This window comes from Quyinboa sediminis (assembly GCF_042219855.1).
Lineage (GTDB): Bacteria > Bacteroidota > Bacteroidia > Bacteroidales > UBA5342 > JBHJHP01.
The window spans coordinates 502,265-516,877 of the sequence record NZ_JBHJHP010000003.1 but is presented as its reverse complement, the minus strand read 5'-3'; the positions used below and the strand labels follow the sequence as shown (position 1 = coordinate 516,877).

General features: G+C 40.2%; 12 protein-coding genes. 7 read left to right on the top strand and 5 right to left on the bottom strand.

The window, feature by feature from the left end:
• Nucleotides 1-20 precede the first annotated feature (20 nt).
• Together lipA and ACE1EF_RS10100 are read left to right on the top strand one after the other, a co-directional pair.
• Nucleotides 21-878, top strand: coding sequence for a lipoyl synthase (gene lipA / locus ACE1EF_RS10105; RefSeq protein ID WP_375720537.1), 858 nt, complete (start codon nucleotides 21-23; stop codon nucleotides 876-878).
• Nucleotides 875-1,993: an Lnb N-terminal periplasmic domain-containing protein gene (locus ACE1EF_RS10100; RefSeq protein WP_375720536.1), complete on the top strand. Its 1,119-nt coding sequence runs from the start codon at nucleotides 875-877 to the stop codon at nucleotides 1,991-1,993. Before lipA ends, ACE1EF_RS10100 begins: the two co-directional genes overlap by 4 nt.
• Nucleotides 1,994-2,026: 33 nt before the next feature.
• Here the strand turns inward: ACE1EF_RS10100 and ACE1EF_RS10095 are convergent, their stop codons facing one another.
• Genes ACE1EF_RS10095 through ACE1EF_RS10080 form a run of 4 tightly spaced genes read right to left on the bottom strand, consistent with a single transcriptional unit; the run spans nucleotide 2,027 to nucleotide 9,598 of the window.
• Nucleotides 2,027-3,550: a DUF5723 family protein gene (locus tag ACE1EF_RS10095; RefSeq protein ID WP_375720535.1), complete on the bottom strand. Its 1,524-nt coding sequence runs from the start codon at nucleotides 3,548-3,550 to the stop codon at nucleotides 2,027-2,029.
• Complete coding sequence (locus tag ACE1EF_RS10090) at nucleotides 3,550-5,280, bottom strand: hypothetical protein (RefSeq protein ID WP_375720534.1); 1,731 nt, start codon at nucleotides 5,278-5,280, stop codon at nucleotides 3,550-3,552. Before ACE1EF_RS10090 ends, ACE1EF_RS10095 begins: the two co-directional genes overlap by 1 nt.
• Nucleotides 5,281-5,300: 20 nt before the next feature.
• Nucleotides 5,301-7,817, bottom strand: coding sequence for an OmpA family protein (locus tag ACE1EF_RS10085; protein ID WP_375720533.1), 2,517 nt, complete (start codon nucleotides 7,815-7,817; stop codon nucleotides 5,301-5,303).
• A gap of 56 nt (nucleotides 7,818-7,873) precedes the next feature.
• Nucleotides 7,874-9,598 (bottom strand): alanine/glycine:cation symporter family protein, encoded by a 1,725-nt coding sequence (locus tag ACE1EF_RS10080; RefSeq protein ID WP_375720532.1) that lies wholly within the window; start codon nucleotides 9,596-9,598, stop codon nucleotides 7,874-7,876.
• A 372-nt stretch (nucleotides 9,599-9,970) separates the two neighbouring features.
• On the opposite strand from ACE1EF_RS10080, the gene ACE1EF_RS10075 reads away from it, so the two are divergent.
• From ACE1EF_RS10075 to ACE1EF_RS10055, 5 genes are all read left to right on the top strand, one after another.
• Nucleotides 9,971-10,195, top strand: coding sequence for a 4Fe-4S dicluster domain-containing protein (locus ACE1EF_RS10075; protein WP_375720531.1), 225 nt, complete (start codon nucleotides 9,971-9,973; stop codon nucleotides 10,193-10,195).
• A 13-nt stretch (nucleotides 10,196-10,208) separates the two neighbouring features.
• On the top strand, nucleotides 10,209-11,291 hold the full coding sequence (locus tag ACE1EF_RS10070; protein WP_375720530.1) for a 3-methyl-2-oxobutanoate dehydrogenase subunit VorB: 1,083 nt from the start codon (nucleotides 10,209-10,211) through the stop codon (nucleotides 11,289-11,291).
• A 3-nt stretch (nucleotides 11,292-11,294) separates the two neighbouring features.
• Nucleotides 11,295-12,056 (top strand): thiamine pyrophosphate-dependent enzyme, encoded by a 762-nt coding sequence (locus tag ACE1EF_RS10065; protein WP_375720529.1) that lies wholly within the window; start codon nucleotides 11,295-11,297, stop codon nucleotides 12,054-12,056.
• Nucleotides 12,057-12,069: 13 nt separating this feature from the next.
• Entirely contained in the window at nucleotides 12,070-12,618 is a 549-nt protein-coding gene (locus ACE1EF_RS10060; RefSeq protein ID WP_375720528.1) for a 2-oxoacid:acceptor oxidoreductase family protein, read from the top strand.
• 63 nt (nucleotides 12,619-12,681) lie between these two features.
• Nucleotides 12,682-13,092, top strand: coding sequence for an acyl-CoA thioesterase (locus ACE1EF_RS10055; RefSeq protein WP_375720527.1), 411 nt, complete (start codon nucleotides 12,682-12,684; stop codon nucleotides 13,090-13,092).
• On the opposite strand, the gene ACE1EF_RS10050 is transcribed toward ACE1EF_RS10055, so the two are convergent.
• On the bottom strand, nucleotides 13,080-14,612 hold the full coding sequence (locus ACE1EF_RS10050; protein WP_375720526.1) for a DUF4301 family protein: 1,533 nt from the start codon (nucleotides 14,610-14,612) through the stop codon (nucleotides 13,080-13,082). The two genes, ACE1EF_RS10055 and ACE1EF_RS10050, sit on opposite strands and share 13 nt — an antisense overlap.
• Nucleotide 14,613: the final 1 nt, after the last annotated feature.

Below are 14,613 nucleotides of genomic sequence, written 5' to 3'. Positions count from 1 at the left end.
AATATCTTTGTAAAAAAAAGATGGCAGAAAGCAGAAAAAAACCGGACTGGTTAAAAATAAAACTTCCCAAAGGAGAATCCTATAAATCTGTTCATGACATTGTTCAGAAACACAGACTACACACCATATGCACCAGCGGAAAATGCCCTAATATGGGTGAATGCTGGGATTTAGGCACGGCGACATTTATGATTCTTGGAGATATCTGTACCCGGTCATGTAAATTCTGCAATACAAAATCAGGAAAGCCCTTACCGGCAGATCCGGAAGAGCCGGAAAATATAGCCAAATCTGTTCAACTGATGAACCTGAAACATGCAGTCATAACCTCGGTGGACAGAGACGACATGTCTGATCTTGGGTCAGCACACTGGGCATTGACCATAAAAAAGCTAAAGGAAGTAAATCCGAATATAACCATCGAAGTATTAATACCTGATTTTCAAGGCAAAACGGATTTAATTGATAAAATTATCGCGGTCAGGCCCGAAATTATCTCACACAACCTTGAAACAGTTGAGGCGCTTACCCCCAGGGTAAGATCTGCTGCAAAATACCGCACCAGTCTCAGCGTTTTAAATTACATTGCATCTTCCGGCATCAGGGCCAAATCAGGAATAATGCTTGGTCTTGGGGAATCTGAGGATGAAATTCTCAAAACTATGGATGATATTCTGGCAACAGGAACTTCCATTTTAACACTTGGACAATATCTGCAGCCGACCAAACAACATTTGCCTGTTGAGCGTTATGTCCACCCTGACGAATTCGCAGCTTTAAAAGATATTGCACTAAAAAAAGGATTTAGTATGGTGGAAAGCGGACCGCTTGTGCGCTCATCATATCATGCAGAAAAACACATCAGAACCACACCATGAAAAGGCTTTCTTTCCTGACCATATTACTGTTACTGTCTTTACAGTTCAGAGGAGCTGTTTTGAGTACCAGCGCTGAATTCAGTCTCCTGACCTGTTCAGAGGGAACTGATGTCTATTCTCTTTTTGGACACACTGCTATTCGGGTCAATAACAGCGAAAAAAAACAAGATTATGTTTTTAATTATGGGTTGTTTGATTTCAGCAGCGAAAACTTTATTTACAAATTTGTAAAAGGAGAGACCTATTATATGCTGGGCGTTCAGACGTTTGAATCTTTCCTGTTTTCTTACCAGGTAGAAAACAGGAGTGTTTGGGAACAAAAGCTGAATCTCACTCCGGATCAAAAGCGAAAACTGATCAACATTCTGGCAACGGACTACAAACCGGAAAACAGGACTTATCTCTATAATTTTCTATACAATAACTGTGCAACCAAAGTTAGAGATGATCTTGAACAAACGCTGGATATCTCTGATTACAGGCCGGATTCACCCCGTATTACCTTCAGAGAGATCCTGCAGCCCTATTTAAAAGCTGCGCCATGGACACGCTTTGGAATCAACCTGGCTCTTGGGCAGCCCCTTGAAGATACCATTACACAACGTGAAAAACTATTTCTTCCAATTGAATTAATGAATGCCTACAAGAAAAAGGGCTATGCTACTGACGCATTATATCATGCTGAACCGGTATCAAAAAGCATACAACTGTTAACACCATCTTTATTTTTTACCGTATTACTGATCATTTTGCTGATCCGATTTTTTTATGCAGGGAACACAAAAAACTGGCCCTTAATCCTCTTACTGTTTATAAGCGGTTCAGGTGGACTCATTCTGACTTTTATAAGCTTCTTCTCCATACACCCGGCAGTGTTTCCTAATTTCAATATTCTTATTTTACAACCACTGAATATTTTAGGCGCGCTATACCTGACATTCTTTCGCAGAAAACGTGTATTTTATATTCTTTATCTTTCTTATTATATAGCGGCGTTGCTGATAATACTGGTTGTAAAACAGGCTACAACCCTACCTATTATTCTGTTAACACTAAATATTATTGTCTTGATTTCAGAATCTGTTAAAGCAAACAGCATAAAAAAAGCCGTCTGAATTCAGACGGCTCAATATAGTTCACTTAACTGATTACAACTCCCGGTAACCAGGAATATCTTCATCGTACTTACTTTTATAAATCGGTTCATTGTACCGTTTCCTGCAACCGAATTTAAGGTTTAAGCCTACCTGTAAACTCAGTGCATTTAAATTTACCGGGATGGGTGCATAATCCCATTTGGCAAAACCAAGATCTACCTGCTCATTTCCTTCCGTTACATCAACTTTCTGATATTTTAAAGGCAGATAGTCAGCAGCAACATAAATCTGTAAAGGGAATATGTTAATTCCAAAAGTAAAACCAGCTGTATTGGCATAGCCCCAGTTCCAACCGTAGTGAGCACCTGCGGTAAGGAAGTGGTATAAATTCGCATTTGCAGAGAACATAACCGACTCCATGGTTTTGTTCTTATAGAATGATGTATTGGATAAAACACCAAAACTAATCTGATCATTCAGCAGATATTCTGCACCGAGATAAAGCTTTGGCGCCAGCCCGGAAGAAAAATTATTATGGCTCACACCATATGATAATTCATTCAGCAGACTATCACCCAGGTTTTGGAAATAATCTTCAACCTGCTGATCATCTTTATACAGAATGGGCTCTTCGCTTACACCTTCGAACTGCACATTACCACCAGCTGTAATATTTGACACCTCATAGTTCCACCAAATTTTACCCAGATCTACCAGGCTTGCAGAAAGGTAAAGTTGTGGCATTACTTTATACTCAATACCAAAATCCACAGCAGCGCCAAAATTGGTGGCCGGTGAGAGATAATTTTTCACATATGAAAAATCGATATTCTGCAAAACTGAGTCATTGGCTGTCAAATCGCCATTAACATCGGTATCAAACTGAACAGGAAAAGAAATATCACCGACCATATCAGCAGAAAAGTTCCAGTTTTCTACAGAGGTATAGAGTTCAGCCCGGCTTATATTCATGGTGGCTGCAGCAAGGCCTTTCAGAAGTTTCAGCTTCAGCCCTACGTTTAAATTCGGATTTATTTCCCTGGCATACCCCATACCGGCCTGCATAAATACAGTTGAGTTCATACTTAATGTACTGAAATCCTTTGTAACACCGTCACCCAAATCGTTCATGGTGAGAAAATCCTTAGCAAGATTCAGATTCACGATGTTGCGTTCCGTAAGATCAAAATGGAAATACCCCCTGCCTGCTCTGAAACCAAAACCAACACCTGCTTCTGTTTCAAAATTCAATGAAATAGGATCGTGCAGTTTATTTAAAAAGTCATTCCACAGAGTTTCGTTATAGAATGGCATCCTTAATGTATCATTCACAACATTATCTTGTGTAAACACGTGCTGAGGGCCTAACTCGGTAAACATACTTGTTCCTACATTCATCATACTGATATAGAAATTGCAGTTGGGCATGCGTGCAGGATTTAATCGGGATGCCTGAGGCAGGTTATCCATATAATATAATGAGTTAACGAGCTGTCCTTTTGCGTTCATGCTTAAAAAGACTGCTACAAACAGAGCTATTACTTTTATCTTTTGCATCATTCTACTGTTTTTCATTAATTTTGACCGGCATCCAATACCTCGTTATTCACATGTCCGCTGGCTTCAAATCCTACATAAAAATCCAAATCAAGATAATCGTAAACTTTTACAAATTGTCTTGATGATGACTGAGCTTCAGCTTTAAAAATAATATATTTTCCCGGCTTCCATTCATTCCGTTTCCCGGGGCTTACCACTAACTCAATCACACTTTCAACCTTTGCTACGAGTTCACCTTCAGCATCTACTTCTGATCCGTGAATCACCACATCATCTGCCTGGGTAAATACACTGTCTATTATGTTGTAATCTTTGTCAGCCAGATAAATCTGTCCCATAAAATCAATAGGAATGGCATTTTTAATTCCGAGTATCACCCTTACCGAATCAATATTATCGATAGCCGTTGTATCAATATCTGCACTATCAAGAACCTCTGCTTCAAAATCGAATGCCACAGTATCCTCGTAAGTCAGATTCTCGGCTTTAACCCAGAGCGGTAGTTTGGCAGTGGATTTCACTACTACATTTGCGCTGTCAAACTTTAATACGTTATCGTTTTCAGGATCTTTACCTGCCGGATTGGAAACTACATTATAGTTCAGCAAAACCTTATCAAAAGCCCGTCCGAGATTTCCGACAAAGTCCTCCACATTTGAATTCAGTGTATCGAATACGTAACTAAATGAGGACGGGTGCACCGAAACCTGATGATCACCGGAGAATGTTGCACCTGCACCATCTACACTAAAGGTGGATTCATCCGTTTCAAGAAAAGTTGTATCCCTTTTATTTCGGTTTATCAGACCAATCTGCATTATATTAACATCAAATGGCATGGCAATAGGATTAACCAGATCGATGCTCACACTCGGGTTTTTAAAAAATACGGTTGAATCCTTTACATATTTAGTGTCGATAATAGGAATATCCACGACTGAATTACCACTGTATATCTCGCGGGTTCCGAAAAATCCCTTGACATAGCGCGGTTCTATATCCCTCATTTTAAATTCAAAATACAGGGATTTCGGCGCGGCAACATTTATAGTTGAAACCGTGGTATTGGTCAGTGTATAGGTATATTCAATTGTAATGTACTCATCTGTTCCGCTACCGGATGGTTTGAGCACATAATTGGCCATATCAAATGTGTGCGTTTTGCCGAAATCTACATTTGTAAAGGTCTGGTTAAAGTATGCTCCTTCCAGGGTAAGTTCCTTAATCGTAACTTCCAGCTTCTGCTCAATTCCCGGATAACTGTCACCCAGCACATCATCAGCATATATCTCAAATAATCCGCCGTTAACAACGGCCTCATAAATTTCAGCACCCTCAACTTCCACTGTAAATCTCGACTCTGAGGCAATCGGAAAACTTAACCCGCCAAACACAGGTATAAAATCGGGAATCGGCGTATCTTCCTTAATCAATTGTTCCTGATGGGTCTGATCCGGCACATCCACTTTTACAAACTCAGCAATGTCAAAGGTTGAGGTATAATCAAAATATATTAAACCATCTTCCTCCGTTTTAAGCTCAAAATCCTTAATATCCAGTCGCTCTACGACATCACGAATCGACACATTTCCTTTAGCCACCGGGATTGCCACACGAGCCGGCAGATCAAATGAGTCATAATCAGCATTACTCAGATCCAGAACTTCTTTTTCAACACATCCCGACACAAAAAGAAGGAGTGCGCTCAGAATTCCTGATATCTTTAACATTCGTATATTTTTCATGATCTTCATATTTTCCTCTGTTAATCTATGATTTTCATTTCAACCCTCCTGTTCTGGGCTCTGCCTTCACGCGTAGCATTTGTTGCAATTGGCTGATCCGGACCATAACCCGCATACTTTAAACGGGATGACTCTATTCCACTCGAAACCAGGTAATCCACAACCGCTTTTGCCCTTTCGAGGGAGAGCTTTTTATTCAACTCATAACCACCGGTATTATCGGTATGACCCGAGATTTCGACATTAACCTTACTGTTTAGCATCACCTTCACCAGTTTGTCAAGTTCTGCATAAGATTCTTTGGTCAGTATAGCTTTTCCCGTTTCAAACAGAATATTATTCAGCACAATCTTTTCACCTTTTTTAATTGGTTTTAGCTGAAAATCTTTTCTAACAAGTTTCTCCTCCTTATTCTGTGGTGCAGGAATCATTTCGAAAGTAAAGAAATAACCATCTTTTCTTAATTCCACCACCATGCTGTGATGTGCCTGTAACATATAGTTGTAACGTCCGGTAACAGAATCCGGATAAATTACAGATTCCTCCTGTGAAACCGGATCAATGAATTTCATTTCAGCAACAACCGGTTCACCGGTATTTGAATCCGTTACAGTACCTGCAAACATTAATGATTCCTGTTTAGGTTGCGGCATCAGTGTAAAATTCTGAACAGCGGTTCTCACACTGTCATCCGCATTAAACACATGGAGCTCATCTTCCGCGATATAATCATTGGCCGAAACCTTGAAATAGTACGATTTTCTGATATCACTTAATTCAGTCTTATACCTTCCGTAAGTTTCATCTGTCGTAACTTTTGCCACCAGAGAATCAGCTTCATTATAAATTTCAATGATTGAAATCAAAGGTTTATTGGTTTGTTTGTCTTTAACCTGTCCCAGAAGTGTAAAATCATAGCTTACAACTTTTTCAGCTTCTGCGGGTACCATCTCAACGGATGCAAAATACAAGGTATCCGATCCGATTTCTTCCTTAAAGATTTCCATATATGGTTTATAACCGTCTGCATTCACCCTGAACCCTACCGTTTCCTTATCAGGGAACCACTTATAGAAGAATCCTTCCTTATCCGTTGAAAGTTCAGCAAGCACAGAATCATTAAATACATTATAGATGACAACATATGCACTGTCAATCGGTTCGTTGCTTTCCGAATCGGTAACTTTCCCCTTTATGCTGAAGTGCGAATCGTCAATAAATGTAGCATATTTATAGGTCAGCTGAAACATATCCAGGCCACCTGCTCCTTCAGGACGTGTACCTACAACAATAATCTTATTGGTATCCATTTCAAGATACCCGACATCGTTATCCGGGGTATTGATCGGATAACCAAGATTTTCCGGAGTGGTCCAAACCCCTTCCCTGGTCAGAGTGGTACTGAATATATCATTTCCGCCCATGGAGTTGTGCCCCTGGGTTGTAAAATACAACGTCCGTCCATCTATACTCACACCACTAACCTCTTCATCATAAGGTGTATTGATGTAAGATCCCATATTCTCAGGTTCGCTCCACTTGCCATCATCATTTAAATGACTGATATACAAATCCATTCCTCCTTCTCCACCCTTTCTGTTACTGGAAAAGACAAGGGTTTTTAAATCTGTAAAAATTGCGGTCCCTTCCTGGTATTTTGTATTAATGTCTCCTTTTAAGGGTTTTGGTTGTTTAAATTTGCCCTGTTTGTTTTTCTCCATGTAGAATAAATCCCCCTTCCCTGCTTTGCCGTTATAAGTCAAAAGAATATCCATTGATGGATTATAACACAACGCTGCATTATTGGTTTTGTTATTTATGCCATGTCCCGGTTCACTCAAATCCAATACCGTATCCTCGCCAAGTTTTAAAGCACTTTTATCCACAAAAAAGAAGTCTTCGTTTATTTTTCTTGTGCTGTTACGGTTACTGCTGAAAAAGAATACGGAATCGGTATAAGCAAAAAACGGTTGAAACTCATCATACTTACTGTTTAAAGCATAAAAAGGTTGAACATCAACCCAGGCACTATCCGCTATTAAAGCTTTACCGCTTTTACATTCAGCTGTCAGTTTGCCTATTTTTTTGGAAAGTTCCTGCTGTTTTTTGGGCTTCAATCCATTATAGTAAGAATAGTAACATTGCTGCGCCTTGTCAAACATCAGGTTAAAATGATAAGCCCGACCCAGCACAAAATAGTATTCCGGAGATATATCCGGTTCACACTTAAGAAAATACTTAAGTGCCGGCCTTTTATTATTGGTATACAGGTAACACACCCCCATTTTGTAGTTAAGCGGTGCATAATTGGCGTTGGCTACCACAGCGCCTTTAAAAAACTCCAATGCTTCCTCATAGTGTTCAACACCTTTCTTGTAAAGCCTGTCACCGGCCTTAACCAATTCTCTCGTTCCGAGTGTATCTGCTTCCTTAGGCATAAAATCATTCAACACAATTTTAACATCCTCTCCGGCATATACAAAACCCGAGAAAAACAAGGTAAATAAAAGCAGGGTTAAGTAGTGTTTAGATCGCATATCTAATCAGTTTAATCTGTTGTATTTTAAATTACGGTAAAATTAAAACAAATTTTTTAATTTTTTAACACACCGCGAGGAATTTTACTCTCCGGATGTTCTTTTATGAAATCTGTCCAGTAATCCTTAACTGTTGTTTTCATCTCACTGTGCAGCAGGAAAATACCAAAAAGGTTCGGTATAGTCATAAATGCAATGGTTATACCGGACAAGATCCATATCAAGGTTGTATCTGCAAATGCTGCTACAAAAAAGCCCATAACATATATGATACGATACCAGACCACATATTTGCTTCCCACAAGATAGGTAACCGCTCTATCGCCGTAATAAGACCATGAAATTGCTGTGCTGAATGCAAATAACAACAGACCTATTGATACTATATATTGTCCGAATGAGCCGAAAATTCCACGGGTAAAAGCTGCAGCCGTGAGGGGCGCGCTATGCATCAGTGACTCCCCGTAAAAATCCAGGTTAGCATCCGCGGGCATGTTGCCATCCGTTATATGTACTTTTCCGGTGTAGGCCTGATCCCCCTGCTTAACTATAATATCATCAGCAATTGATCTGGCATGGAGAAATGTAATATCACTTTTAATTTTACCATCTACAATAGTCAGATCTCCGCTAAATTCCTCCAGATTATGCTGCCCCTGCAGATGATGGTATATGGCTTCTCTGTCTGTGGGACTATCTTCTGAATATACGCCGTTCAGGATCTCCATATCAGAATACTGGAACTTCTGATCCAGTTTCTCACTCCAGACACCTGAAGAAAGAATGACCATTCCGGTTAAAAAACAGATGATAATGGTATCAATAAAGGGCTCTAAAATAGCGACAAAGCCTTCAGAAACAGGCTCATGTGCTCTGGCTGCCGAGTGAGCTATTGGTGCAGATCCCTGACCTGCCTCATTTGAAAACAAACCACGGTTGACTCCCCTGTTAAATGCAAATATGAAACCTGCCCCCAGAAATCCCCCTGTTGCCGCGGTTCCCGTAAATACATCTGTAAAAATTGATGCAAAAGAAGGCAATATGTTACTGTAATTTGTGATCAATACACCCAGAGCTCCAATAAAATAAAAAATGGCCATAGCCGGAACCAGACGTGATGTAACTTTTGCTATTCGTTTAATACCGCCTATAATAACCAGTCCCAAAAGGATAGCAAGTATCAGTCCGGTTAATACCTTATTAATACCAAAAGTGGAAAACAGCGAATTTGAGATCCCGTTTATCTGCGGTAAATTACCGGTTCCGAACGAAGATATTACCGTTGCAACAGCAAAAAACCCTCCCATCCAGTATCCGGTCTTTATCATTTTGCCTGAACCGGTTTTAATATTCAGTCTTTTTTTCATGTAGTACATTGGTCCGCCACTAACCGTACCGTCTTCTCCAAACTCGCGGTACTTGTGCGATAATGTTACCTCCACAAACTTAGTACACATGCCAAGTACCGCCGTTACCAGCATCCAGAAAAGCGCTCCCGGACCTCCAAGATGAATTGCAAGGGCTACACCTGCAATATTACCTGTTCCCACTGTTCCTGAAAGGGCGGTTGTTAAGGCCTGAAAATGAGAGGTATCTCCCTGATCATCCTTCTTGTCGTATTTTCCAAGAACACATCGGATCGCATGATTAAAATACCGGATCTGAGGAAAACCAAGATATACAGTAAAGAAAACTCCTACACCCAACAACAAAAAAACAAACCACTGACTACCTCCGATAAACCCATCCAGAGACTGAAGAATTTCCTGTATTTTTACCATATCTAAGCTTTTCAGCTAAAATACACCAATTGTTAACAAATCAAAAATATCTGCTTCCAAAATGCACTTTAAAACTTACAAAACATCACATTTTTTCACTCAGTCATGCAAAACATAAACTAAATGAATAATTATAATTCTAAATTGATTTATTATCCTGTAAAATTCAATCACATGGTCCCTTATTTCTAACGGTTTTATATAGCGGGAACCTGACAAATGTTTGTTTGTGGTTCGGTTAATTTTATATAGCTTTGTTCCGATACGTTCATTTCAGTATTGAATAATTATTCAGTCTTTTGAACATTTTATTCAGTAAAAAAGATCTGACAATTTGGATCAAACCTCAAAATAACTCATAATTTTAGTGGCATGGCTAAAGTTAAAGGCGCAATAAAAGTAGATATCGAAATCTGTAAAGGATGTGATTTATGTGTGGTCGCTTGTCCGCATGATGTATTGGCACTTGGAGCCAAGGTAAATAAGAAAGGTTATAATTATTCGTATATGACCAACCCTGATAGCTGTACAGGCTGCAACAATTGTGCATTGGTTTGTCCCGACAGTTGTATTACCGTTTACAGGGTTAAAATATAAAAGAACAAATCTTATGGAAGAAGTAAGACTACTCAAGGGAAATGAAGCAATAGCCCTGGCAGCCATACGATGTGGTTGTGATGGTTATTTCGGATATCCCATTACTCCACAATCCGAAGTTATGGAAACGTTAATGGCTGAGAAACCGTGGGAATCCACCGGCATGGTTGTATTACAGGCCGAAAGCGAAGTAGCTTCAATCAATATGCTTTATGGTGGAGCCGGATGTGGTAAAAAAGTTATGACATCCTCTTCAAGTCCGGGTATCAGCCTTATGCAGGAAGGTATTTCCTACATTGCAGGTGCTGAACTCCCCTGCCTGGTGGTTAATGTGATGCGTGGCGGGCCGGGTCTCGGCACCATTCAGCCAAGTCAGGCAGACTATCTGCAGACCGTTAAGGGCGGTGGACACGGCGATTACAAACTGATCACCCTGGCACCAAGTTCTGTTCAGGAAATGGCAGATTTTGTGGATATTGCTTTTAAACTGGCATTCAAATACCGGAATCCGGCAATGATTTTATCTGACGGTATTATTGGACAGATGATGGAAAAAGTGGTACTTCCAACACAGAAAAACCGTATGGAAGAATCCTATATCCGAAATACTTATCCCTGGGCAACCCTTGGAAAAGACAGTTCCCGTGATTACAATATCATTACCTCTCTTGAAATGGACTCGGAGATGATGGAGCAAAATAATCTGAGAATGCAGGCGAAATACCGGGAACTGGAAGAGACTGATGTCATGTATGAAGAGATCATGTGCGACGATGCGGAATATCTGCTTGTCGCATTTGGTTCAGCCGCGAGAATCTGTCAGAAAGCTGCAGAAACAGCCAGGGAAGAAGGTATTAAAGTTGGTTTGTTCAGACCGATTACACTATTCCCTTTTCCGGCGAAACAACTCGACAGCTACTCGTCAAAAGTAAAGGGGATGTTAACCGTTGAAATGAATGCCGGCCAGATGATTGAAGATGTACGTTTAACGACCAAAGGAAAAGTAAAAGTTGAACATTTCGGACGGATGGGAGGAATTGTTCCGTCACCTGATGAGATCGTTGATGCGTTGAAAAATAAAATAATCGGAGGGTAAACTATGGAACTGGAACAAATCATGCAACCCGAAAATATCGTTTACGAAAAAACGAAAATTCTCACCGATAAACCCATGCATTACTGTCCGGGCTGTAGCCATGGCGTAGTGCATAAACTAATTGCAGAAGTTATCGAAGAACTCGGCATACAGGAAAAAACCATTGGTGTAGCACCTGTTGGATGCTCAGTTTTTATGTATAACTACCTGAATATTGACTGGACAGAAGCAGCCCACGGAAGAGCACCCGCTGTGGCAACAGGCATTAAACGTCTTCTGCCCGATCGTTATGTTTTTACGTATCAGGGCGATGGTGATCTTGCTGCCATTGGAACAGCAGAAACGATTCATGCATGTAACCGTGGCGAAAATATTGTAATCGTCTTTATTAACAATGGTATTTATGGTATGACCGGTGGGCAGATGGCGCCAACCACCATTAAAGGGATGAAGACATCAACCTGTCCTTTTGGAAGGGAAAGTTCACAGGATGGAAACCCTATTAAAATGACAGAACTGGTGGCTCACCTTGAAGGGACAAGATATGTAACCCGTCAAAGCGTACACACAGCAGGAAATGTAAGAAAGACAAAAAAAGCGCTGCTCAAAGCATTTAAAAACCAGGAAGAAAATAAAGGAACATCGTTCGTTGAGGTTGTCTCAACCTGTAATTCAGGATGGAAAATGACGCCCGTTAAAGCCAATGAATGGATGGAAGAATATATGTTCCCCTTTTATCCCCTTGGTGACATCAAAGACATTTAAAAGTATCCCCATCATGAAAGAAGAAATTATAATCGCAGGATTTGGTGGTCAGGGTGTTTTATCTATGGGTAAAATTCTGGCTTATTCAGCACTGATGCAGGGCCAGGAAGTCTCGTGGCTGCCATCTTACGGACCTGAAATGCGTGGCGGTACCGCAAACGTTACTGTCATACTGAGTGACGAACGGATTTCATCACCGGTTCTTACAAAATTTGATACAGCTATTGTGCTGAACCAACCATCGCTTGATAAGTTCGAAGATAAGGTTAAGCCCGGAGGAACACTGATTTACGACGGAAATGGAATCACGCGTCATCCGGAACGAAAGGATATTCATATTTACAGGGTTGATGCTACTGAAAAAGCAGCAAAGCTGAAGATGCTGAAAACATTTAATATGATTGTACTTGGCGGCTACCTAAAAGTAAAACCGATTGTGGAATTAGAAAATGTAATTGCAGGATTGAAAAAATCCCTGCCGTCACGCCACCATCATCTCATCCCGAAAAATGAGCAAGCCCTGAAAATAGGGGTCGATTTAATTGAAGCACAAAACGAATAACATATAATCCGGCCTTACAGCCGGATTTTTTATATCTCATATAAAATACAAACGCAGGTTCCTATGAAACAGGTATTTCAGTTTGAACTGGATATGGCAGTCCGGGATTATGAATGTGACTTTCAAGGCATTGTAAACAATGCTGTTTACCAGAATTATATGGAGCACACAAGGCATGAGTTTATTAAAACGAAAGGACTGGATATTATGCAGCTTCATTCTGAAGGGATAGATCTGGTTGTTGCCCGCCTTGAAATTGCCTACCAAATGCCACTAAAAAGCGGTGACATATTCAAATCGTGCCTGAATTTCAGAAAAGATGGTTTAAAATACCTTTTCCAGCAGGAAATCTACCGTCTTTCCGATATGAAACGGGCCATCAAAGCCACAATAACCGGCGTGGCCATGGTTAACGGAAAGCTGGCCAAAGTGGACAAAATTGACGTGATACTTCAGGACAATCAGGCTGGTTGATGCTCTTTTCGCAATAAATCATTTACCTCTTTAACCGGATTAAACGTCGCAACCGGTACTTCCACAAATATTGTACTCCAGTAAGCCATTGCACCATTCCATAATCCAGGTAATTCAAGAGCCTTCAAATCTTTACCATCTTTTGACTTGTATGAGATAAACCCGGTCTCCGGATCTTTAAATTGTCTCAGATCATATTTTGTACCATCCACTTTTTTCACCGAACAAACCAGATCAACCGGATTAAAATGCGTTGCATCGGAAATTAAAGCTTTGACATCATCGTTGTCAGCATCCAACTGGCTCATTTCAGCAATCTGTAATGACTGATTTCCTTCGCTGTCGACTACCCAGTAAGGTCCGCCACCGGGTTCTCCTTCGTTTTTAACCATACCACAAACCCGGATAGGTCTATCAAGTTTCTGCTTTAAAACCTGAACTTTAGTATCAAAGTCTAGGTGTTCAAAATTATCATTAAACCTGAAATAAAGCTCAGATTCGATAAATTGTCTCACTTCAGAAATCAACTCTTCTGTAGGTTTGTTCAGATCTTCCAGATAGGTAAACACCTTGTTCCGTACATCCATCAATATGCCGGCCAGGGCCTTTTTGTATGTTACGGTAGGTTCTTTGAAATGATCAGGAACTACATTGTCAATATTCTTGATATAAATTACATCTGCATCCAGCTCATTCAGGTTTTCCAGTAAGGCGCCATGACCTCCGGGACGGAATAACAGGGAGTTATCTTCGTTTCTGAACGGCGTATTATCCATATTTACTGCAACAGTATCAGTAGACGGTTTCTGCACAGAATATGAAATATCAAATTTCACACCTAATTCTTTTTCATACTGTAACTGAATTTTTTTCTGCAACTTGGTAAATGCAACCATATGCTCTTCAGAAACTGTAAAATGCAGGTTCACCATGCTGTTGGTTTGTCTGGCATACATCGCACCTTCTACCAGATGTTCCTCAAATGCTGTACGGGCACCATTCTTATACTTATGAAACTTTAACAGTCCTTTAGGCAGAACACCATACCCCATTCCACTTTTATCCAGTAAACGGGAAACCATTTTTTTGAAATAATTCCCATCATCAATATCCATATCTTCAAGATAATCGGACAGATCTTCAAAAAAAGCAAAGTCCTCCACTTTCTTAAAGAAGGTCTTTACAGACTCTCTTTCAGGATAGGTTTCCTGTTTATTCAGAAAATAAAACAGATCTTTAAACATCCGGGAAGCTGCTCCGGAAGCCGGAACAAACTTAACCACTGAAATACCTTTCTTAAGTGCTTTTTCCCACTCTTCAATTTTATCAGAAGTCTGATCCAAAACCACGATACCATTTTGGGGCGTAGCCGGTTCTTTGATATTTAAAAAGGGAATGCCTCGTTTAAAGGTTTCTACCTGATCCTCCACAACAGCCTTTTCAATGCCTTTATCTGCTAACTGTTCTAAATCCTTATCTGTAAACATCGGGTTCTTCAATTTTGTCGTAAAGATACTCAAA

Excerpts from the sequence above, each read along its gene's own strand:
- lipA (WP_375720537.1), top strand. The coding sequence starts at position 21 with ATGGCAGAAAGCAGAAAAAAACCGGACTGGTTAAAAATAAAACTTCCC.
- ACE1EF_RS10100 (WP_375720536.1), top strand. The coding sequence starts at position 875 with ATGAAAAGGCTTTCTTTCCTGACCATATTACTGTTACTGTCTTTACAG.
- ACE1EF_RS10095 (WP_375720535.1), bottom strand. The coding sequence starts at position 3,550 with ATGAAAAACAGTAGAATGATGCAAAAGATAAAAGTAATAGCTCTGTTT.
- ACE1EF_RS10090 (WP_375720534.1), bottom strand. The coding sequence starts at position 5,280 with ATGAAAAATATACGAATGTTAAAGATATCAGGAATTCTGAGCGCACTC.
- ACE1EF_RS10085 (WP_375720533.1), bottom strand. The coding sequence starts at position 7,817 with ATGCGATCTAAACACTACTTAACCCTGCTTTTATTTACCTTGTTTTTC.
- ACE1EF_RS10080 (WP_375720532.1), bottom strand. The coding sequence starts at position 9,598 with ATGGTAAAAATACAGGAAATTCTTCAGTCTCTGGATGGGTTTATCGGA.
- ACE1EF_RS10075 (WP_375720531.1), top strand. The coding sequence starts at position 9,971 with ATGGCTAAAGTTAAAGGCGCAATAAAAGTAGATATCGAAATCTGTAAA.
- ACE1EF_RS10070 (WP_375720530.1), top strand. The coding sequence starts at position 10,209 with ATGGAAGAAGTAAGACTACTCAAGGGAAATGAAGCAATAGCCCTGGCA.
- ACE1EF_RS10065 (WP_375720529.1), top strand. The coding sequence starts at position 11,295 with ATGGAACTGGAACAAATCATGCAACCCGAAAATATCGTTTACGAAAAA.
- ACE1EF_RS10060 (WP_375720528.1), top strand. The coding sequence starts at position 12,070 with ATGAAAGAAGAAATTATAATCGCAGGATTTGGTGGTCAGGGTGTTTTA.
- ACE1EF_RS10055 (WP_375720527.1), top strand. The coding sequence starts at position 12,682 with ATGAAACAGGTATTTCAGTTTGAACTGGATATGGCAGTCCGGGATTAT.